Source organism: Arthrobacter pityocampae, from assembly GCF_002927275.1.
GTDB classification, from domain to species: Bacteria; Actinomycetota; Actinomycetes; order Actinomycetales; family Micrococcaceae; genus Arthrobacter_D; species Arthrobacter_D pityocampae.
In genome coordinates, this window is record NZ_PRKW01000001.1 from 201,696 (window position 1) to 221,421 (window position 19,726).

The 19,726-nt window shown below is 69.2% G+C and carries 24 protein-coding genes; 4 read left to right on the top strand and 20 right to left on the bottom strand.

Annotated features, from left to right (window positions below; translation table 11 throughout):
- Positions 1-914: 914 nt before the first annotated feature.
- Entirely contained in the window at positions 915-1,382 is a 468-nt protein-coding gene (locus C4K88_RS01080; protein WP_104119794.1) for a hypothetical protein, read from the bottom strand.
- 228 nt (positions 1,383-1,610) lie between these two features.
- Positions 1,611-1,751, bottom strand: a complete 141-nt coding sequence (locus tag C4K88_RS17275) for a hypothetical protein (RefSeq protein ID WP_167398940.1) — start codon at positions 1,749-1,751, stop codon at positions 1,611-1,613.
- Positions 1,752-1,818: 67 nt separating this feature from the next.
- Between C4K88_RS17275 and C4K88_RS01085 the strand changes: the two genes are divergently transcribed.
- Both C4K88_RS01085 and C4K88_RS17280 read left to right on the top strand, forming a co-directional pair.
- Positions 1,819-2,634: a hypothetical protein gene (locus C4K88_RS01085; protein ID WP_104119795.1), complete on the top strand. Its 816-nt coding sequence runs from the start codon at positions 1,819-1,821 to the stop codon at positions 2,632-2,634.
- 78 nt (positions 2,635-2,712) lie between these two features.
- Positions 2,713-3,516, top strand: coding sequence for a HEPN domain-containing protein (locus C4K88_RS17280; protein ID WP_167398941.1), 804 nt, complete (start codon positions 2,713-2,715; stop codon positions 3,514-3,516).
- A 128-nt stretch (positions 3,517-3,644) separates the two neighbouring features.
- On the opposite strand, the gene C4K88_RS01095 is transcribed toward C4K88_RS17280, so the two are convergent.
- Positions 3,645-4,010, bottom strand: a complete 366-nt coding sequence (locus C4K88_RS01095; RefSeq protein WP_174705194.1) for a YraN family protein — start codon at positions 4,008-4,010, stop codon at positions 3,645-3,647.
- 191 nt (positions 4,011-4,201) lie between these two features.
- On the opposite strand from C4K88_RS01095, the gene C4K88_RS01100 reads away from it, so the two are divergent.
- Positions 4,202-4,570, top strand: coding sequence for a hypothetical protein (locus C4K88_RS01100; protein WP_146065574.1), 369 nt, complete (start codon positions 4,202-4,204; stop codon positions 4,568-4,570).
- A gap of 109 nt (positions 4,571-4,679) precedes the next feature.
- On the opposite strand, the gene C4K88_RS01105 is transcribed toward C4K88_RS01100, so the two are convergent.
- The 13 genes from C4K88_RS01105 to ffh form a co-directional block, all read right to left on the bottom strand.
- A complete protein-coding gene (locus C4K88_RS01105; RefSeq protein WP_104119799.1) occupies positions 4,680-5,006 on the bottom strand; it encodes a DUF2469 domain-containing protein in 327 nt (108 codons plus the stop codon).
- 7 nt (positions 5,007-5,013) lie between these two features.
- Entirely contained in the window at positions 5,014-5,766 is a 753-nt protein-coding gene (gene rnhB, locus C4K88_RS01110) for a ribonuclease HII (protein ID WP_104119800.1), read from the bottom strand.
- On the bottom strand, positions 5,763-6,629 hold the full coding sequence (gene lepB / locus C4K88_RS01115) for a signal peptidase I (protein ID WP_104119801.1): 867 nt from the start codon (positions 6,627-6,629) through the stop codon (positions 5,763-5,765). The genes rnhB and lepB (C4K88_RS01115) overlap by 4 nt, the downstream gene beginning before the upstream one ends.
- Positions 6,630-6,717: 88 nt before the next feature.
- A complete protein-coding gene (gene lepB, locus C4K88_RS01120) occupies positions 6,718-7,317 on the bottom strand; it encodes a signal peptidase I (RefSeq protein WP_306418590.1) in 600 nt (199 codons plus the stop codon).
- Between the two features lie 88 nt (positions 7,318-7,405).
- Complete coding sequence (gene rplS / locus C4K88_RS01125) at positions 7,406-7,765, bottom strand: 50S ribosomal protein L19 (RefSeq protein WP_104120276.1); 360 nt, start codon at positions 7,763-7,765, stop codon at positions 7,406-7,408.
- A gap of 213 nt (positions 7,766-7,978) precedes the next feature.
- A complete protein-coding gene (gene trmD / locus C4K88_RS01130) occupies positions 7,979-8,764 on the bottom strand; it encodes a tRNA (guanosine(37)-N1)-methyltransferase TrmD (protein ID WP_104119803.1) in 786 nt (261 codons plus the stop codon).
- Positions 8,764-9,420, bottom strand: coding sequence for a ribosome maturation factor RimM (gene rimM, locus C4K88_RS01135; RefSeq protein WP_104119804.1), 657 nt, complete (start codon positions 9,418-9,420; stop codon positions 8,764-8,766). The genes trmD and rimM overlap by 1 nt, the downstream gene beginning before the upstream one ends.
- A gap of 125 nt (positions 9,421-9,545) precedes the next feature.
- Positions 9,546-9,791, bottom strand: coding sequence for an RNA-binding protein (locus C4K88_RS01140; RefSeq protein WP_104119805.1), 246 nt, complete (start codon positions 9,789-9,791; stop codon positions 9,546-9,548).
- Position 9,792: 1 nt separating this feature from the next.
- Complete coding sequence (gene rpsP / locus C4K88_RS01145) at positions 9,793-10,197, bottom strand: 30S ribosomal protein S16 (RefSeq protein WP_043445782.1); 405 nt, start codon at positions 10,195-10,197, stop codon at positions 9,793-9,795.
- 154 nt (positions 10,198-10,351) lie between these two features.
- The gene (locus C4K88_RS01150) at positions 10,352-11,263 is read right to left on the bottom strand and encodes a VOC family protein (protein WP_104119806.1); all 912 of its coding nucleotides are present in this window, start codon (positions 11,261-11,263) and stop codon (positions 10,352-10,354) included.
- A 54-nt stretch (positions 11,264-11,317) separates the two neighbouring features.
- Entirely contained in the window at positions 11,318-12,436 is a 1,119-nt protein-coding gene (locus C4K88_RS01155) for an amidohydrolase family protein (RefSeq protein WP_438502313.1), read from the bottom strand.
- A gap of 90 nt (positions 12,437-12,526) precedes the next feature.
- Positions 12,527-13,234 carry an alpha/beta fold hydrolase gene (locus C4K88_RS01160; protein ID WP_104119807.1) on the bottom strand — a complete coding sequence of 236 codons (708 nt, stop codon included), beginning with the start codon at positions 13,232-13,234 and terminating at the stop codon, positions 12,527-12,529.
- Between the two features lie 62 nt (positions 13,235-13,296).
- Positions 13,297-14,880, bottom strand: a complete 1,584-nt coding sequence (ffh, locus tag C4K88_RS01165; RefSeq protein WP_104119808.1) for a signal recognition particle protein — start codon at positions 14,878-14,880, stop codon at positions 13,297-13,299.
- A 193-nt stretch (positions 14,881-15,073) separates the two neighbouring features.
- On the opposite strand from ffh, the gene C4K88_RS01170 reads away from it, so the two are divergent.
- Complete coding sequence (locus C4K88_RS01170) at positions 15,074-16,516, top strand: glucose-6-phosphate dehydrogenase (RefSeq protein WP_241521649.1); 1,443 nt, start codon at positions 15,074-15,076, stop codon at positions 16,514-16,516.
- Positions 16,517-16,729: 213 nt separating this feature from the next.
- On the opposite strand, the gene C4K88_RS01175 is transcribed toward C4K88_RS01170, so the two are convergent.
- The 4 genes from C4K88_RS01175 to C4K88_RS01190 all read right to left on the bottom strand — a co-directional run bounded on the left by C4K88_RS01175 (position 16,730) and on the right by C4K88_RS01190 (position 19,639).
- Positions 16,730-17,212: an SRPBCC family protein gene (locus C4K88_RS01175; RefSeq protein ID WP_104119809.1), complete on the bottom strand. Its 483-nt coding sequence runs from the start codon at positions 17,210-17,212 to the stop codon at positions 16,730-16,732.
- A complete protein-coding gene (locus C4K88_RS01180) occupies positions 17,209-17,565 on the bottom strand; it encodes an ArsR/SmtB family transcription factor (protein ID WP_104119810.1) in 357 nt (118 codons plus the stop codon). Before C4K88_RS01180 ends, C4K88_RS01175 begins: the two co-directional genes overlap by 4 nt.
- A gap of 398 nt (positions 17,566-17,963) precedes the next feature.
- A complete protein-coding gene (locus tag C4K88_RS01185; RefSeq protein ID WP_055773303.1) occupies positions 17,964-18,302 on the bottom strand; it encodes a P-II family nitrogen regulator in 339 nt (112 codons plus the stop codon).
- Positions 18,299-19,639, bottom strand: coding sequence for an ammonium transporter (locus C4K88_RS01190; protein ID WP_104119811.1), 1,341 nt, complete (start codon positions 19,637-19,639; stop codon positions 18,299-18,301). The genes C4K88_RS01185 and C4K88_RS01190 overlap by 4 nt, the downstream gene beginning before the upstream one ends.
- Positions 19,640-19,726 lie beyond the last annotated feature (87 nt).

Here is a 19,726-nt window from a genome sequence, read left to right on the forward strand (position 1 = left end):
CCGACGTGGAGTTGACAACAGTCTCCGAGTAGCGTAAAGCGCCTTACGCGAGTCGTGTGGCACGCCGCACCCGCACGCTTGTCTCGGCGCCGACGGCGACAGCCAAGACGACGCCCCCTCAGCGACCGCGACCCCTGGCCTACCCCTCCCCCCACCCCCACGGTTGAAGGGTCGGTAGGGCATAGCGTCTCGCAGTCTGTACGGGCAGAGAGGTTTTCTAAGGCCCTGAGAGCCTCTGGGAGCTCCGCCCCCTCCGGGAGGGCGTCCGAGCTTCGCTAGACCCTCAACAAATCACCTGGCATTTGTCAGCACCACTCCAACGCCGCCCAAGCACGCTGAGGTCGCTGACATGGCGGTCCGCAAGCTCCCGCCCCCGCCGAGCACCTCCTCGCCGTCCGCGCCCGGGCTGACGCTCGCCCCACCGGCTCGCGCGAGCGGCGCGCCGCGACCGAGCGACAGGCCACCGCCGCCGCGAGCCTTGCCCGACGCTCCGCCGAGGTTCACGCGCGCTCCCTTTCGGACCACGCCGGAGACCTCGCCGACCCCCGACGACCTACCCCCGTTCTGAGAGGACGAACATGCACACACCCGACCGCGTGACCCTCGCCCCTGGCGAGCCGAAGCCTGCCCGTAAGAACTGCACCGACTGCGGACCGCGTCCCGGCTCCGCCTTCCGCGTCCGCTCCGGCGGTCGCCTCGCCTCACGCTGTCGGCGCTGCACCGGCCTGCGCGGGAGGCGACCATGGTCCGACCACTACGGCACGCCGCCACTCGGCACCGGCGCGTGAGTAGCTACGTTTTTCCCGAAGCAAGAGCTACTCCGCCCTGATCTCCTGGGGTGAACAAGGAAAGCCCCGGACGACTTTCGGTCGTCTGGGGCTTCTCCACGCCCGAGCGGGCCGCCTGACGGATGCCTAACTGGTGCCCTGGCTCCCTACGGGCGCTGATTTCCGCCGAATCTCCTCCGCTACACGCCCGAGAGCGATCTGAGCCTCGGCGGAACGCCGAAGGTAGCCAGGCTGCTCCTCGTCGGCGACGAACCGCAGGAGCTCCTCCTCGGTCTGACCGATGCGTAGGTCCCAGCTCTGCGGCAGCAAGTCCGGTCCAAGCGCGCCGATCAGCGCTCCCGCCTCAGCGCCCATGTCCTTGCTCGTCTGGCTGTCCGAAGACCCACCTCGGCGCAAGTTCTGAGTCAGGCGAAGCAACGCCTCCATCTCAAACAGGAGCTTGCCATGGAGTAGCGCTGCGCGCCGGTCCTCCTCTGCGATCTTTCGCGCTGCGCGCCTGTCCTGCGCCGAGATCAGGAGCGCCACCATCGACGCCCCTAGAGCGACGAGAACCGCCGCGACCTGAACCCAAAGGGCGAGCGTTTCCTCTGTCATCAAATCCCCCTTCGTTCAGCCCGATTCGGGGGCGTCGGCGTCAGTCCCATGCGGCGACTACGTGCTGCCCGTCAGACGCGACGTGCTGCCCTCCGTGCCCCGTGTCCAAGACGCAGGATGCTTCAAAGCCCAAGTTGGATGTAACTGCTTCGCAGTCCCCGACGTTGCGATAGTCGAGAGGGAAGCTCTCACCGACACTGATCTGTCGAGGCATCTTCGCTTCCACCGCTAGTCGTTCGGCTCGTTGGCGAGCGCCTCGTGGTCGTAGGGATCATAGGGTTCCAGCTCCGCGTGCAACTCCTTCGGCGACATCGTCGAAGTGCTGTTGTCGGGTGCAGCGAACTTGAGGCTCTGCTCTTCAGTATTCATGCAGCCAGCTTAGAGGGCCGCCCGCGCCCGGAGCGCGCGCCGCTCTCGGTGCTCTAAGCTCTCCCTCGTGCCAATCGAGCCTGAGATAGAGCCAGACGCCCGTGAGATCGAGGCCAGCAGAGAGATTCACCGCCTGTTAGCCCTCGTCGCTGCTATCAGCGAGAAGTTCAGCAAGTACGCCAACGTAGCTCCCGGCTCCGCCCTGGCGGCGGACGACGCGCGCTCGCCACATCACTCCGTCCCCCAATACGCCCATTCCCAAGTGACTGTTGCGCTCGGCTGCCTAGAGTCTCTTTCGGCCATGATCGTTCGCGAGGACGCCGACAGCGTGTCCCTGGTCGCTGGCCCCTTCGGTGCCTACGCCCTGGTACGCAACGCCATGGACGCCGCAGCGACTGCCCTATGGCTGTTGGAGCCCGAGAACGGCACCCTCCGCATCAAGAGGCGTATCCTCCTCGGCGTGGACGAGGTGCGACACGAGTACTCCTTCCATCAGGCTCGTGGCCGGAGCTGGGGCGACAATTCGAAGAAGCGCCGAGCAAGGCTCTCCGAAGTATCGAAGCAGGCAGGTCTCGTGGGTTGGAACCCTCTGAAGGCGGAGATGCCGTCTATGACCAAAATCTTGAAGCAGCTTGAACGCCTACACGACGACGTCACCCTCCCCTGGCTGCCTGCATGGCAGCTCGCGAGCGGGCATGCGCACGGGAAGCTCTGGGCACAGCTCGTGTCGCACGAGATGACGGAAATCACCGGGACTCGAACCGCAACAGGCGCGAGCTACAAGGTCCGAATCCGCTACGTCATGCTTGCGGCACTGTTAGGGGAAGCGGTGCAGCTTGTCGAGACAGCCGCATCTCGTTACGTCCAGCTCGCGTCGACCTAAGGGGCCTCCCGCCTCCGGCAACAGAGGAGAGCCTAGGGGGATCTTGCGCACGCCGACGGCTCCGCCTCACCTGTTCACGTGACGAACGCGATAGCCTCCAGCTATGGCCCGCAGAAATTATCGACTTGTCCTCGCCCCAACGAGGGACTTTTGAGCATCCCAAGGGGCAAGAAGTTCGTGGGGCAAGCCAGTCTTGCGCGCATTGACTTCCACGAGGCGAGCGACGACATTCGGAGTTACTTCACGCTCCGCCAAATGCTCAAAGACCGTAAAGGGGCCGCGCCGCACCTGACCAACGTAGGACGCGGCACCTTCGTACTGATATCCGCTCTATGGGAGGCGTACTGCGAAGCCGTAGCCGTCGAAGCAGCAGCCTTGCTAGTGACACATACGCAAGAAGCAGAGCAGCTTCCCGTTCACATGCGGCGCTCAATCGCCTCGGAACTCCGCGAGGCAAAGCACGAACTGAGCATTTGGGAAATCGCGGGAGAGGGATGGAAATCCTATGCGCTGAGCCGGATCGCGACGCTAGCTCGCACAACTGTATTCAATACCCCGAAGCCCACAAATGTTGCCGACCTCTTCAAGCGCTCACTGGGCATTGAGAATCTCCCGGCTCATTGGACGCCGCCCGAGAGCTTGCCTGACTCCGACCCGCAGGCCCTTCTGAAACACTTTGTCGAGATACGCGGCGCGATCGCTCACGGAGCTAGTCCCCGCCGAGAGGTGACCAAAGCCGAGATCTCTGACTTTTACCAAACGGTTTCCTCGCTCGTTGCCGACACAGACTCTGTGATTCGGGCGCACCTATTGAACCTCATCGGGCGCGACCCCTGGCCCAGTGAGGTTATGAAGGCTGACCTGCGGGAAGCGCAGGCATAGCGCTGAGGCTCTGTTGGAATCCATAGTGTGTCTATTGCTCGACAACGGGTGCCCGATGTCGGCCTCGACCTCGACGACGTGCCCGTTCATCCCGACCAGGGACACCGCGTACGTCCGTCCCAGCGCCATCAGAGCACGGCCCGGACGTGTTCAATGCGCGGGTCCCCCGTGCCGTCGTCGAGTACCCCGACGGCGTCGATCCGGAAACCGCTGAAGCGCTGGTGGTGCGCGCGGGCCCATTGCGAGGCCAGCACGTAGAGCCGTTCGAGCTTGTCGGCCGTGATGGCCTCGAGGGGCTGCCCGAAATCGTCCGAACTGCGCGTCTTGACCTCCACGATGACGAGGGTGGACCCGTCCACCGCCACGAGGTCGATCTCCCCCGCCGGGCACCGCCAGTTGCGGTCGACGATCCTCAGCCCGGCCCGCTCCAGGAACACGGCGGCCAGCGCCTCCCCGCGACGCCCCAATTGATCCTTCGCCAACATGGCTACCACCTCCGCACCCAGCGTCACCGACGCGGAGCAGCCCGCAGACGCGGCAGGCGGCTATGTGGACAACCTCGGCGATACCGCTCCGTCCGTCCCCATCGGCGGTTGCGGGTCTGGTGGACCGGCCGGCGTCGGCCTAGCGTGGAGGTGCAGCGGCGGCCGCCCGGCCGCCGCGCCGTCGACGAATGGAGGACACCGTGTCAGAGCACAGCGATGTCGTGCCCGGTGCGGCCGACGCGGACCGGCAGGAGCAGACCCTGGCCGAGGACGCCGGGATCGGGACCGCGGCTGCCGGCGGGACGGGCGGTTCGGAGGCGGACCGGCAGGAGCAGGACACCCCCCTCGACGCCGGCGCCCGCTGGAACGGCGTGGGAATTGCCGGCGAGGGGACGGGAGGGTCGGAAGCGGACCGCCTGGAACAGGCCGCGGATGTCCCGCTCGATGCCGAGGACGCCTTCCCGTATGCAGGCGGGGACGACGCCGAGGACGCCTTCCCGGAGGACGACGGGGACGAGGCGGAGGACGTCTTCGCGCCGGACGACGGGATCGACGACAACCCGGAATGATTTCGCAGCAGCCCCTTGAAGAAGAAAGACACCGTCACCACCCCGGGGAACCCGCAGGCGGCGCGGAGCACGCGGGGCTGGAGTCCGCGCGAAATCCGCGCGGAGGGCGTCAGCTGCCCATGGTGCCGTCCTTGGGGAGGGCGATGTCGTCCGACTTGGTGAGCTCCTCGACGTTGACGTCCTTGAACGTGATCACGCGGACGTTCTTCACGAACCGGGCGGAGCGGTAGACGTCCCACACCCAGGCGTCTTGCAGCGTGAGGTCGAAGTAGACCTCGCCGTCGGCCGAGCGCGCCTGGAGGTCCACGTGGTTCGCCAGGTAGAACCGGCGCTCCGTCTCCACGACGTAGCTGAACAGTCCCACCACGTCCCGGTACTCGCGGTAGAGCTGCAACTCCATGTCGGTTTCGTAGTTCTCAAGATCCTCGGCACTCATTCGACCATCATCCTCCACTTTCCGTACGGGCGACGTCGGGCCGCTCCAGGCTGCCCAGACGCCAGGTTCTCCGGTGGTACCGGCTCGGGCCGGCGGCGTCGATGGCCGCGCGGTGGCTCTCCGTCGCGTAGCCCTTGTTCACGTCCCACCCGAAGTCCGGGTGGTCGGCGGCGAGGGACACCATCAGGGCATCCCGCTCCACCTTGGCCAGCACGCTGGCCGCCGCGACGCTCAGGCAGGTCAGGTCGGCCTTGATGCGGGTCTGCACGGGGGACGTGCAGCCGACGGTGTCGAGCTGCCCGACGGTCACTGGCCCGCCGTCGTCCGTCCCGAACAGCGTCCCCTGGGACCGGGCGGAGAGCCAGTCGTGGTTGCCGTCGAGGAGCACGACGTCGGGGGTGACGGTGTCGAGGACGGAGGCCCACGCCCTGCTCCCGGCGGCTCGCAGCGCGGACATCAGGCCTAGGCCGTCGATCTCCTCCGCCGAGGCATGGCCGACGGCGGAGGCGACGGACCAGCGGCGGATGCGGGGCACCAGCGCCTCGCGTTCGGCCGGAGGGAGGAGCTTGCTGTCCCGCACGCCCCGCAGCGGGGACGGTGCATCGAGGTCGACGACGACGATGCCCACCGACACCGGTCCGGCCAGGGCTCCCCTGCCGACCTCGTCGCATCCGGCCACGTAGCGGTGGCCCGCGGAGGCGAACGATTTCTCGATCGCGAGGTTGGGAGCGGCGGTGCGTTTCCTGCGCAGGGGCGTCATGGTCCGGTCGGGGCGGGGGTGGGGCTGGGAGACGCGGGCTGAGCACCGGGCTCGGGATCGGGGACGCCGTCGAACACGTCCGTCGGGGTTGCGAGGAAGCCGAGGCGGTTCAGCGGCCAGGCGATGACCGCGGCCTTGCCCTCGACGTCGTCGATGTCCACGAAGCCGAGGCCTGGCTTGGTCTGGTTGGCCCGCGAGTCGGCGGAGGCGTTGCGGTGGTCCCCCATCACCCAGAGCTTGCCCTCGGGCACGACGACGTCGAAGGGCAGGTCGGAGGGGTTGGCCCCCGGGAAGAGGTAGGGCTCCTCGAGGGGCTCGCCGTTGACGGTGAGGCGGCCCTCGGCGTCGCAGCAGATGACGCGGTCGCCCGGGAGACCGATGACGCGCTTCACCAGGTGCTGCTGTGACTCGTCCGGGGCGAGCCCGACGAAGATGAGCGCTTCCTTGAACCAGCCGACCGGCGCGCCGGTCCGCTCGGGGAGCCAGCCCTCCGTGTCACGGAAGACCACGATGTCCCCGCGCTGCAGGTCGAAGGGCTGCGGCACCAGCTGGTTGACGAAGATGCGGTCGTCGATCTCGAGGGTCTCCTCCATGGAGCCGGAGGGGATGAAGAAGGCGCGGAAGAGGAACGTCTTGATGAGGAACGAGAGCACCAGCGCGATCACGACGATCGTGCCGATCTCCTTCAGCCAGGCGCCGAACCCCCGGTCGCGGTCCTTGCCGTCGTTTTGCCGCCTCCGGGAGGTGGCCGGCTCCGCACCGTCCGCGGGGGGTGTTCCATCATCGGAGGGTGCTCCGTCGGACGCCGACGGTGCAGGGGCCTCGGCCCGCGAAGAGGACTTCCTGCGGAAGCTCCGTGCCATGTGAACAGTTTCCTCTGTACTCGTGATGCCCGGCTGCCGCCGCTGCCGGGATTGGTCGTCGACGGGCGACCCGATTACCGGTCGGAGGTCAGCCGGACGGTCGGTCGATCGGGCCGGACCGGTCCAGTGGCCACACTAGCTGAAAGGCCCGCCCGATGATCCGATCCTCGGCGACGAGTCCGCCGCCGGGAGCACCGAGCAGTGACCGCGAGTCCATCGACGCCGATCGGTGGTCGCCGAGAAGCCACAACCGCCCCTCCGGGACGACGACGTCGAACCTGGTGGTGCTCGGGGCGTCACCCGCAGACACGTACGGCTCGTCGAGGGCCTCCCCGTTGACCGTCAGGGATCCCTTAGCGCTGCAGCACTCCACGCGGTCCCCGCCGACGCCGATCACGCGCTTGACGTAGACGGTGTCGCTGCCCGTCATCCCGAGCCACTGACCCATGCCGGCCAGGGCCCGCTCGGGGAGGCTGCGGGGGTCGGTGATCGGGTCGAAGGACCCCCGGCCGTCGAACACGACGACGTCACCCCGCTGCACGTCGCCGTCGTCGAGCCTGGTCACGAGCACGCGGTCGCCCTCGGCGAGCAGGGGCTCCATCGATCCGGACGGGATGAAGTACACGTCGACGAGGAATCCGCGCACCAGACCGGTGACGAGGACGGCGAGCAGGACGGCGGAGAACACGAAACGCCAGCCCACAGTGCGGGGCCGGCGTTCCGGGTGCCCTCCGGCCGGAGACCGGGAAGCGGGCGTTTCATGCACTTTCAGGGAGTTACTTGACCGTCTTGGGGTCGCGCTTCTCCTTGATCTTGGCTGCCTTGCCGCGCAGTTCGCGCATGTAGTACAGCTTGGCGCGGCGGACGTCGCCCTTGGAGACAACTTCGATCCTGTCGAGGACCGGGCTGTGCACGGGGAACGTACGCTCCACGCCGACGCCGAAGCTCACCTTGCGGACCGTGAAGGTCTCGCGGATGCCGTCGCCCTGGCGGCCCATGACGAAGCCCTTGAAGATCTGAACACGGGTGTTCTTGCCTTCGATGATGTTGACGTGGACGTTGACGGTATCGCCGGCGCGGAAGTCGGGGACGTTGTCGCGGAAGGATCCGGCGTCGACTGAGTCGAGAATATGCATGGTCATGCTCCTGGCGAACGCCACAGGTCATTCACGTGGGTCACGGCGCTCGAGGACCGGGCGCGTGGCCCGGGCAATGACGCCGGAGAAGGTTTCCGGCCGATCCGATGATTCGGTGGTCGGTGTGTGGAACTGTTGGCAGGACGCCCCCTGTGGCAGGGTCCGGCCCAGTGGACACAGAGCACGATTATTCCACAGCGCCGGCGCCAACCGCTAATGCTGCGTTCGGGTCAGCCTGCCGTCGACGACGTCGAAACCCGCCGCGCGCAGCGCCGCGAGGTCCGCTTTCCGCAGGGCGCCGGCGTCGACCCGGCCGAGGAGATCGGGGCGCCGGTCGGCGGTGCGCTTGAACTGCTCGAGGCGCCGCCACTGCGCGATCTTCGCGTGGTTGCCGCTCAGCAGCACCTCGGGGACGTCGCGCCCGCGCCACGACGACGGCTTGGTATACACCGGGTACTCGAGCAGGCCGTCCGCGTGGGACTCCTCCACGAGGGATTCCGGGTTGCCGACGACGCCGGGGATGAGGCGTCCGACGGCCTCGACCATCGCGAGCACCGCCACCTCCCCACCGTTGAGGACGTAGTCGCCGAGGGACACCGGCCGGACGTCGAACTCGTCGCGCGCCCAGTCGACCGCACGTTCGTCGATGCCCTCGTAGCGGCCGCACGCGAAGACCAGGTGGTCGTGTCCGGCGAGCTCATGGGCCATCGCCTGGTCGAATACGGCACCGGCCGGGGACGGCACGATGAGGGTGGGCCGGGTGGCCGGCGCGTCCGCCCGGACCGCCTCGAGCGCCTGGGCCCAGGGCTCGGGCTTCATGACCATGCCCGCGCCCCCGCCGTAGGGGGTGTCGTCCACCGTGCGGTGCCGGTCGGTCGTGAAGGACCGCAGGTCGTGGATGCGCACGTCCAGCACGCCGTCCTGGCGCGCCTTCCCGATGAGGGACAGCTCCAGCGCGGCGAGGTACTCCGGGAAGATGGAGACGACGTCGATGCGCACTAGTCGCGCGTCCCGCCCGGCCCGGAATCGGCGGGCGACTCCGCCGGCGACTCGGCGGACGCATCGGCGGGCGTATCCGTGGGCGCATCGCCCGCGGCAGCGTCGCGCGCGATGTCGTCGCCGTCGTCGGGGGCCTGGTTGGAGCCGGGGGTGTTGAGGTCGAGGAGGCCTGCCGGCGGCACGATCGTCACGAACCCAGCCGCCGGGTCCACCTCGGGCACGATCGAGCTGACGAACGGCACGAACGCCTCGTGGCCGTCGGCGAGTTCGACGACGAGGAGGTCCTGGACGGCCATGGTCCGCAGGGCGGTGACCTTCCCGACGGACGCGCCGTCCACGCGGGCGTCGAGGCCGACGAGCTCGTGCTCGTACCAGGCATCGTCGTCGTCGTCCGGCGCGCCGGTGGTGTCGATGAAGAGCTGGGCACCGCGGAGGGTCTCGGCCTGGTTGCGGTCCGCCACCTGCTCGAAGCCGACGATCAGGATGTCCTTGTTCCACCGCGCCTTCACGACGGTGAGTTCGGTGACGGCCGCGCCCTCGACACGGAACGTCTCGCCCGGCTCGAAGCGGTCCTCCGGGGCGTCGGTGAAGAGCTGGACCGTCACCTCTCCGCGGATGCCGTGGGGCTTCCCGATCCTGGCTACGAGTACGTCCATCGTGGTGCTCCTGCTGGTCTGTGGCGGATACGTGGGTGCTACGGGGAGATACGGGAACGGCCCCACCACCAGGTCCTGGTGGTGGGGCCGTTCGGCACGCTGTTCGGCGTGAGGCTCTGGGCGGGTCAGTCCCGGCGGCGGTCGGTGTCGACGACGTCGACCCGCACCGGTTCGCCGTCCGCGAGGGCCGACACCACGGTGCGCAGTGCGCGGGCGGTGCGTCCCTGGCGGCCGATCACGCGGCCGAGGTCCTCCTGGTGGACGCGGACCTCGAGCGTTTCGCCGCGGCGGTTGGTCTTCGCGGAGACCCTGACGTCGTCAGGGTTGTCGACGATGCCGCGGACGAGGTGCTCCAGAGCTTCGGCCAGCAAGTTACTCTGCCTCGGTGGCTTCCGCGGCGGCGTCGTCGGTCTTCTTCGCCTTCGGGGTGATGGCCTCGGGGACGATCACGGAGCCCTTCTCGGGGGCGACGAACGCCTCCTTGGCGGCCTTGGTCCTCAGGGTGCCTTCCTGGCCCTTGAGTCCCTTGAACTTCTGCCAGTCGCCGGTGATCTTCAGCAGGACGGAGACCTGCTCGGTGGGCTGCGCGCCGACACCGAGCCAGTACTGCGCACGCTCGGAGTTGATCTCGATGAACGAGGGCTCCTCGGTGGGGTTGTACTTGCCGATCTCTTCGAGGGCACGGCCATCACGCTTGGAGCGCGAATCCATGACGACGACGCGGTAGAACGGTGCGCGGATCTTGCCCATGCGCTTGAGGCGAATCTTTACGGCCACTTGTGTGGTCACTCCTTGTAAATGAAAAGGGGCGAACCCGTCATCCTGCTCCCGTGGGGCGGGCCATTCATGGGGGTTCAAAGGACACAATGCACGCGCAGAGAGAGGGGCTGCACGGATCGAGTACGGAACCATTGTGCCAGACGGCCGTGCTTTAGGCGATTCCGCCGGGCGCTGCGCCGGGGGCGTCGGCGACGGCGACCCGGAGCCGGTTCCGCCAGGGGTCCTCGAAGCGCAGTTCGGCCCCCGTGTGGTGGTTCGGGACGCCTGCGTGGGCCAGGCGGTCCGCCAGCGCGCCGACCTCGTCGGCCGACGGCACCCGGAGGAGGACCTCGCCCAGTCCGAGGGTGTCCTTCCGCGGCCCGGCGCCCCTGCTGTTCCACACGTTCATGGCCATGTGGTGGTGGTAGCCGCCCGCGGAGACGAAGAGGGCCTGGTCGTGCCACCCGGCGGTGCGCTCGAAGCCGAGGACGCCCACGTAGAAGCGGTGGGCCGTGCCGACGTCGCCGACCTGCAGGTGGACGTGGCCGATGCTCGCCGCCTTCGACTGCGCGTGGGACACCGCGTCCTCGGTGAGGTGCCGCTCGAGGTAGTCCCGCGGGGGAAGGGGGAGATTGTCCATGACCACCGAACGAACATCCTCCGTCCCGCCTGTCCATGTCCAGCTGCCCCGGGGCCGGTCGACGTACAGTTCGATGCCGTTCCCCTCGGGGTCCGTGAAGTAGAACGCCTCGCTCACGAGGTGGTCGGCGCTGCCCACGTAGGTGCTGAGTTCGTGCCGTGCGGCGGAGGCGACGGCGGCGGCGAGATCCGCACGGTCGGCGAAGAGGAGAGCGGTGTGGAAGAGGCCGGCCTCGCCGGGCGGCGGGAGGCGCAGGTGCCGGGCGGACTCGAGGCGGAGGACGGCGCTCCCCCGGCGTCCGAGGACGACGGCGTCGGTCCCGTCCTCGAGCACCTGGAGCCCGAGGGCGGTGGTGTAGTAGCGGGACAGGGCGGACAGGTCGCCGACCCTGAGGGTCAGGGCCCCCATGGCGGTGTCGGCGGGCAGCAGGTCCCGGGCAGGCATATCGGCTCCTTCGAGTGGACGGTCTCCCTCCGCACAACTAGTTGAAGCTTCAAGTTATTCCTCAAAGGACTCGCGCACGACTTCTCCCCGCAGCACCACCGCCCGGAGCGCGGCGAGGGCTCCCGTGTCCAGGCGCGGGTCCCCTGCGCAGACGACGGCGTCGGCGCTCGCTCCCTCCTCGATGCCGGGGAAACCCAGCCATGTCCGGGCGGACCAGCAGGCCGCGTCGAGCGCCGCGACCGGGCCGAGGCCTGCTGCGGCCAGGGCCGCCACCTCGTCGGGGAGCCGCCCGTGGGTGATGACGCTTCCGGCGTCGGTTCCCGCGTAGACGGCGATCCCGGCGTCGTGGGCCCGCCGGACCATGGCCTCGCGGCCGCCCCACAGCCGGCGCATGTGCGCCGCGTAGTCCGGGTACTTGCCGGCGGCGCCGTCGGCGATGGCGGGGAAGGTGTCGATGTTGATCAGCGTGGGGACGATCGCGACGCCCTGCTCCACGAAGCGGGGGATGTGCCGGGGAAGCATGCCGGTGGCGTGCTCGATGCAGTCGATCCCGGCGTCGAGCATGCCGTCGAGCGTCTCGGCCGCGAAGCAGTGGGCCGTCACGCGGGCGCCCTCCGCGTGCGCGGCGTCGACGGCGTCCTTCAGGGCGGCGGGCGGGAAGGCGGGGGCGAGGTCGCCGACGGAGCGGTCGATCCAGTCCCCCACGATCTTGACCCACCCGTCACCGCGCCGCGCCTGCTCGGCGACGGCCCCGGCGAGGTCCGCCGGTTCCACCTCGACGGCGTAGTCGCGGAAGTAGCGGCGCGTCCGTGCCACGTGGCGGCCCGCGCGCACCAGGCGCGGGAGGTCCGCGCGGTCCTGGATCCACCGTGTGTCGTTGACGACGCCGGCATCCCGGATGAGCAGCGTGCCTGCGTCGCGGTCCTGCAGCGCCTGCTGCTCCGCCAGCGCGTCGGGCACCCGGCCCCGCCGGTCGAGGCCGACATGGCAGTGCGCGTCCACGAGGCCGGGCAGCACCCAGCCCTCGAGGGTCCGCGAAGGACGGCCCGGTGGGCGCCGGAAGGTGAAGCGGCCGTCCTGCACGTAGACGTCCGGCACCGACTCCGACGGCGACACCAGCACCGACCCGGTGAGGTGCAGGAACCCGGGCCCGTCAGGCAGCACGGAGTCCACCGGTCCCGGCCCTCCCGCGGCGACCTGCACGCGGCGGCCCGGCGGCGACCGGCGTGGAGGACGACGCGGCCTCGTGGCGACCGGCGGGCCTCACGCCGCGGCCTCGTGGCGCCCGGCGCGGAGGAAGGCCCGGATGAGTGCATCGCCCTCGGGGGTGTCGTGCGGCCGGTGACCGCCGGGAGCCACACGGTGGGTCGCACCGGTGCCGGCGAGGTACTCCGCGACCTCCTCGTACAGGGGTTCCCAGCCGCCGGTCAGGACCAGGGTCGGCACACCGGGGACGATCGCCAGCGGAGCCTCCCAGGGCGGGCTCTGGAGCCGGAGCCTGGCGGCGTCCCGCCGGGCATCGCCCGTGACCGGCGTCCGTGGGTCGGCGTCGAAGACGCGCCGCACGAAGGCGCGCAGGAAGTCGTCGTCGGACATCGCATGGCGCTCCGCGAGGAGCGGCGCCATCAGGGCGATGTGCGCGGCCGTGGCCGGCAGATCCGCCGTGAGGGAGAAGCACGCCGGCTCCACGAGGGTGAGCGAGCGCACCAGCTCCGGGCGGTCGACGGCGAGCATCATCGCCGCGACCGCGCCCTGCGAGTGGGCGACGACGTGTCCCCCGCCGCCCAGGGCGTCCGCGACGATCTCCTGGTCCCGGTCGTGGCCCGTGGCGACGGGCTCCTCGGTGGCGGAGAACCCGTGCCGTCGGATGTACAGGCAGTCGAAGTCGAGGGACAGGCCGTGCTGACGGGGCCAGGCCGCGGCACCGAAGGAGCCGCTGCCGTGGACGAACACCACGCGCTCAGCACCCATCACGATCCGGTGCCCCGCACTGCCCGGGGCCGGCCGGTCGGATCCTCGGACGGCACCGGGACCTACTTCCCGAGGAACTTCTCGAAGCCCTTGGGGAGGTTCATCGCCGACGGGTCGAAGTCCTGCTGGCCACCGAACGCGGCGCCGGTGGGTGCCGCCGCACGGGCGGCGGCACGCCGGGCCTCCGCCTCCTGGAGCTCCTGCGCGGCCTTCGCGGGGTTGCCCGAGCGGGCTTTCTTCTTGCCCTTCGCGGCGGCGGCCTTGGTCTTGCGGGGTCCGCCGAAGCCTCCCGGACCGGCCATGCCGGGCATACCCGGGATGCCGCCGCCGGAGGCCATCTTCTTCATCATCTTCTGGGCCTGCGTGAAGCGCTCCAGCAAACCGTTGACCTCGGACACGTGGACGCCGGAACCGCGGGCGATCCTCGCGCGGCGGGATCCGTTGATGATCTTCGGGGCGAGGCGCTCGTGCGGGGTCATCGATCGGACGATGGCCTCCACGCGGTCGATCTCGCGCTCGTCGAAGTTCTCCAGCTGCTCCCGCATGTTGGCGGCACCCGGCATCATCATGAGCATCTTCTTCATGGAGCCCATGTTGCGGATCTGCTGCATCTGCGCGAGGAAGTCGTCGAGGGTGAAGTCCTCCTGGTCGGCGAACTTCTTCGCCATCCGGGCCGCTTCGTCCTTGTCCCAGGACTGCTCGGCCTGCTCGATCAGGGTGAGGATGTCACCCATGTCGAGGATGCGCGAGGCCATGCGGTCGGGGTGGAACAGCTCGAAGTCGCCGAGGCCCTCACCCGTCGAGGCGAACATGACCGGCTTGCCCGTCACGGACGCGACCGAGAGGGCCGCGCCGCCACGGGCGTCGCCGTCGAGCTTGGTCAGGACGACGCCGGTGAAGTCCACGCCCTCGTTGAAGGCGAGGGCGGTGTTGACGGCGTCCTGGCCGATCATCGCGTCGATGACGAACAGCACCTCGTCGGGGCTGATGGCCGCGCGGATGTCCGCCGCCTGCTGCATGAGCTCGGCGTCCACGCCGAGGCGGCCGGCGGTGTCGACGATGACGACGTCGTGCAGCCGGGCGCGGGCCTCCGCGACACCCTGGCGGGCGACGGCGACCGGGTCACCGGTGGCGGCCTCGAACTCGGAGCTGACGCCCGGGTGCGGCGCGTAGACGGGCACGCCGGCCCGCTCACCGTTGACCTGGAGCTGCCGGACGGCGTTGGGGCGCTGGAGGTCGCACGCGACGAGCAGGGGGCTGTGGCCCTGGCCCTTGAGCCACTTGGAGAGCTTGCCCGCGAGCGTCGTCTTACCCGCACCCTGCAGGCCGGCCAGCATGATGACCGTGGGCGGGTTCTTCGCGAGCCGGATGCGTCGGGTCTCGCCGCCCAGGATCCCCACGAGTTCCTCGTTGACGATCTTGACGATCTGCTGGCCCGGGTTCAGGGCCTGCGAGACCTCGAGGCCGAGGGCGCGTTCCTTGACGGCGGCCGTGAAGGCGCGCACCACGGGGACGGCGACGTCGGCGTCGAGCAGGGCGCGGCGGATCTCGCGGACCGTGGCATCGATGTCCGCCTCGGTGAGGCGGCCCTTGCCGCGGAGGTTCTTGAAGGTCGCAGTCAGCCGGTCGGAGAGTGAATTGAACACGTGCCGTGCACTACTTTCATCGGGGACTTTGGAGACTCAACTCCCTAGGGTATCAACTGGGTGCGCCGCAGGAGCCCCCGGTCGCGCGCCCCCTGGGCACTCCCCGCACGGCACGGCCGGCAGGCTGCGCGCAAACCGCGACCCGCCCGTCCGGCGCAGGACACCCCGGGGGCAGAAGTGGCAAGGTGAAGAGGTGGACACTTCCTCGCTCGCAGAGCACGACACCATTCCCGCCGACGCCGACACCCGGGTCAGGACGCTCCTGATCCTCGGTGCCTCCGGCGACCTGACCGGGCGCCTCCTCCTGCCGGGACTCGCGCGGCTCATCCGCCTCGGCCGTACCGACGGGCTGAACCTCGTGGGCGCGGGCTCCGACGACTGGACCGACGAGCAGTGGCACGAACGGCTGGACGAGTCCTTCGCCGTCGCCCGCGAGAAGGCCGACGACGCCGGGCGGGCGTCGCTGCAGCAGGTGCGCAACAACAGCCGGTACCACTTCCTCGACGTGACGAAGGACGGCCTCGCCGACCTGGTGCAGGGCCTCGAGGGGCCGGTGGCCATCTACTTCGCGCTGCCCCCGGCCGTCAGCCAGCTGGCCTGCAGCGCCCTCGGGCCGGATTCACTGCCGAAGAGCACCCGCCTCGTGATGGAGAAGCCCTTCGGCACCGACCAGGCCAGCGCGCACCAGCTCAACGAGAAGCTCGCCGGGCTCGTCCCCGAACAGAACATCCATCGCGTGGACCATTTCCTGGGGAAGGCGACGGTCTTCAACATCCTCGGCCTCCGGTTCGCGAACCGCATCCTCGAGCCGGTCTGGAACAACCTGCACATCGAGAAGGTCGAGGTGATCTTCGACGAGGACCTCGCCCTCGAGAACCGGGCCCGCTACTACGACCGCGCCGGCGCCCTGCGCGACATGATCCAGAGCCACCTGCTGCACGTCATGGCACTCCTGGCCCTGAACCCGCCGTCGACCCTGCACGAGAGGGACCTCCGGGACCACATCGGGTCCGTCCTCCGGGCGAGCACCGTGGACCTGGACGCTCCGGGCAGCAGCCGCAGGGCGCGCTATGCAGCGGGCACGATCGGCGACCGGGAGATCCCCGACTACGCAGCCGAGCCCGGTGTCGACCCGGAGAAGGGCACCGAGACGCTCGCCGAGATCACCGTGTCCATCAACAACGAACGCTGGTCCGGCGTGCCGTTCATCCTCCGCTCCGGTAAGGCGCTCGGCGCCAAGCGGAAGGAGGCCGTCATCACCTTCCGGCCGGTGAACCACCTGCCCGTCGGGTTCTCCGGCCAGGACGAGCCGACGAAGCTGCGCATCGGGTTCGGTCCCGACACCCTCCAGCTGGAGATCGACGTCAACGGGCCCGGCGACATCTTCTCCCTCGACCGGGCCACCCTCAGCGCCAACCTGAACGAGACGGACCTGCTCCCCTACGGTGAGGTGATCGAGGGCGTCCTCGCGGGAGATCCGACGCTCTCCGTCCGCGGCGACACCGCCGAGGACTGCTGGCGCATCGTGGAGCCGGTCCTGCAGGCGTGGTCGGAGGGCCGCGTGCCCCTCGAGGAGTACCCGGCAGGCTCGGAGGGTCCGACGGCGTGGCCGTCCTCGCACGGGCGCAAGGAGTAGGTCCCGCGGGGTCCGTCCGGGGCGACCAGGCGTTGCGCCGACCCTTGCGCCCACCGACTCACCTAGCCCCTTTGCCATTCTGCCCACCGACTCACCCTGTTCCCCGGGCATGACGCATGATGCCCGCTGAGGAAGGCGGGTCGGCGGGCAGAAGGATCAGGGGCCACTCCGGTCGAGTGGGCTGATCGGCCGCGCCGGAGGGAGTTCCGGCGCTCAGACGACCGCGCGGGCCAGCAGCTCGTCGAGTTGCCCGTAGGCATCCGCGAGGCCGTCCTCCATCCCGGACTGCGCCATGCCGTCCCGTGCCTCCATGCTCGGATAGACGGCGTGAGCGGAGAGTCGTGTCCTGCCGTCCCCCAGGGCCTGGAAGGTCAGGAACTCGATGCTCACGACGTCCGGGTAGCCGTCGTACTCGAAGGTCTGGATCGCGAAATCGTTCTCCCTGACCGTGTGGAAGACACCGCTGAACACATGGTCGACGCCGTCGGGTCCGGTGTGGGTGTAGCGGTAGCTGCCGCCGGTCCGGAAGGCATAGTGGTCGACACCTATTCGGTTGCGTCGCGGGCCCAGCCACCGGGCGACGAGATCGGGATCCGCGTAGGCGTGGAAGACCTCCGCCACGGGATGGTCGAACTCGCGTTCGAAGTCGATGAAGGGAAGGCCCTCCGGGACGGTGAGTTTCAGGGCATTGCTCATGTCGAGTCCTTTGCCTGCGAGCCACGCACTGCGGCCCGGGTGGAGAGCACGGCGTCGAGGCCGCGGAACTGCTCCTCGTGGATCAGCCGGTACTGGTCGATCCAGGCGGTGAGCGCCTCCAGTCGTGCGGGGTTCAGGTGGACGGGCCGGCGCTGGGCGTCACGCGTGCGCGTGACGAGCTCTGCCTGCTCGAGGACCTGGATGTGCTTCGAGATCGCCTGTTTGGTGATCGCGAAGGGTTCCGCCAGTTCGTTGACCGTGGCCGGACCCCGGCTGAGCCGGGCGATGAGACGGCGGCGGACGGGATCGGCCAGCGCCAGGAAGGCGAGGTCGAGGCGTTCGTCGTCGCTCACGGGTCACGCTCCGGTATCAGACCACTGCTTTAACCAACGGGGTCGTTGATCAACCAGGTGGTTGTTCAAGGGTAATCCCGGCGAAAGGGGAAGGACAAGGGGTCGGCTTCCTCTTTTTCACGAACCCGTGTGCCCAGCGACTCGCGCTTCTCGCGGGGCATGTCGCACGATGCCCCTCGAACAGGGCGAGTCGCTGGGCAGCACGGTCGGGGCCCGGGACCGCGGGCGAGTCGCTGGGCAGCACGGTCGAGGCCGGGGACCGGGACAACAGCGCGAGTCGTTGGGCAGCATGGCGAGGGGACTTAAACAGCAGGACGCCCGGCCGGGTAACCCGGCCGGGCGTCCTGAATGAGCGTCCTGAATGAGCGTCCTGAATGATGCTGCAGGTGCGGGGCTGCCTACAGGGCGGCGTCGCCCCGTTCGCCGGTGCGGACGCGGACGGCCTCCTCGACGGGGATGACCCACACCTTGCCGTCCCCGGCGCGGCCGGTGTTGGCGGTGGAGACCAGGACGTCCACGATGTCGGTGACCCACGCGTCGGCGACGAGCACCTCGACGCGGGCCTTCTGCAGGAGGTCCACGGTGTACTCGGCGCCGCGGTAGACCTCGGTGTGCCCGCGCTGGCGGCCGTAGCCGCTCGCCTGGCTGACCGTGAGGCCCTGCACGCCGTAGTTCTCCAGGGCTCCCCGGACGCCGTCGAGCTTGTCGGGCCGGACGATGGCTGTGACCAGTTTCATGAATGTACGCCTTCCGTGACGTCCTGCTGCGCGGTGTCCTGCTTGGAGCTGTGCTTGCCGGTCTGCGGGGCGACCACCTGGTCGGCGAACGGGTGGAAGGATCCACCGACGCCGAGTCCGCCGAACTCGTAGGCGGTCTCCGCGTGCTCGGTGAGGTCCACGCCGGAGACCTCGTCGTCCGAGCTGATGCGGAAGCCGATGGTCTTGTGGATGGCGAGGCCGATGATCGCGGTCATGAGTGCGGAGAGGGCGATCGCGATGGCCGCGGCGACGATCTGCGCGATGAGCTGGCTGGGTCCGCCGCCGTAGAAGAGGCCACCACCCTCGCCGTCGACGGGGAGCATGATGAAGCCGAGGGCCAGGGTGCCGACGATGCCGGCGACGAGGTGGACGGCGACGACGTCGAGCGAGTCGTCGAAGCCGAGCCGGTACTTGATGCCGACGGCGAGGGCACAGACCGCACCGGAGACGAGGCCCAGGCCGAGGGCGCCGACGGGACTGACGTTGGCGCAGGCCGGGGTGATGGCCACGAGGCCGGCCACGATGCCCGACGCCGCGCCGAGCGAGGTGGGGCGTCCGTCACGGATGCGCTCGGTCATGAGCCAGCCGACCATGGCGGCGGCAGGGGCGGCCATGGTGTTGACCCAGATCAGGCCGGCTTCCTCGGCCGAACCGGCCGCTCCGCCGTTGAACCCGAACCAGCCGAACCACAGGAGCGCGGCGCCGAGCATCACGAACGGGATGTTGTGGGGGCGCTGCGCCGGGTCCTTGCCGAAGCCCTGGCGCTTGCCGAGGATCAGGGCGAGGACGAGGGCCGCCACGCCGGCGCTGATGTGCACCACGGTGCCGCCCGCGAAGTCGACGGCCTCGCCGACCGCGCCGCCGACGGCGCCGTCGGCGCTCAGGAGGCCACCACCCCACACCATGAACGCGAGGGGGCAGTAGACCAGGGTTACCCAGATCGGGACGAACGTCACCCAGGCGCCGAACTTCGCCCGGTCGGCGATGGCACCGCTGATCAGGGCCACGGTGATGATGGCGAACGTCGCCCCGTAGCCGGCGCCGATGAGGTCCTCGGTGCCGATGAGGTCCGTCATGCCGAACGAGGCGAACGGGTTGCCGAAGAGCTGGGCGATGCCGTCGCCGCCGGTCATCGAGTAGCCCCAGAGGACCCACACGATCCCCACGAGTCCGACGGCGATGAAGCTCATCATCATCATGTTCAGGGCGGCCTTGGCGCGGGTCATCCCACCGTAGAAGAAGGCGAGCCCGGGGGTCATGAGAAGTACGAGGGCGGCTGAGATCATCACCCAGACGTGGCCTGCTGTCAGATCCATCAAACACGATCCTTCCAAAGGGGCGGGGACTTCCCGCTCCTCCAGAATGCGATGACCGTGTTTCGGTCCCGGGGGCAGTACGTTGCG

Coding starts and splice junctions, on each gene's coding strand:
- rplS (WP_104120276.1), bottom strand. CDS start 7,765: ATGCATATTCTCGACTCAGTCGACGCCGGATCCTTCCGCGACAACGTC.
- rimM (WP_104119804.1), bottom strand. CDS start 9,420: ATGGACGTACTCGTAGCCAGGATCGGGAAGCCCCACGGCATCCGCGGA.
- C4K88_RS01185 (WP_055773303.1), bottom strand. CDS start 18,302: ATGAAACTGGTCACAGCCATCGTCCGGCCCGACAAGCTCGACGGCGTC.
- C4K88_RS01175 (WP_104119809.1), bottom strand. CDS start 17,212: ATGAGCAATGCCCTGAAACTCACCGTCCCGGAGGGCCTTCCCTTCATC.
- C4K88_RS01190 (WP_104119811.1), bottom strand. CDS start 19,639: ATGGATCTGACAGCAGGCCACGTCTGGGTGATGATCTCAGCCGCCCTC.
- C4K88_RS01080 (WP_104119794.1), bottom strand. CDS start 1,382: ATGACAGAGGAAACGCTCGCCCTTTGGGTTCAGGTCGCGGCGGTTCTC.
- C4K88_RS01150 (WP_104119806.1), bottom strand. CDS start 11,263: ATGCCTGCCCGGGACCTGCTGCCCGCCGACACCGCCATGGGGGCCCTG.
- C4K88_RS01160 (WP_104119807.1), bottom strand. CDS start 13,234: ATGGGTGCTGAGCGCGTGGTGTTCGTCCACGGCAGCGGCTCCTTCGGT.
- C4K88_RS17275 (WP_167398940.1), bottom strand. CDS start 1,751: ATGAATACTGAAGAGCAGAGCCTCAAGTTCGCTGCACCCGACAACAGC.
- C4K88_RS01105 (WP_104119799.1), bottom strand. CDS start 5,006: ATGAGTGCCGAGGATCTTGAGAACTACGAAACCGACATGGAGTTGCAG.
- lepB (WP_104119801.1), bottom strand. CDS start 6,629: ATGGCACGGAGCTTCCGCAGGAAGTCCTCTTCGCGGGCCGAGGCCCCT.
- rnhB (WP_104119800.1), bottom strand. CDS start 5,766: ATGACGCCCCTGCGCAGGAAACGCACCGCCGCTCCCAACCTCGCGATC.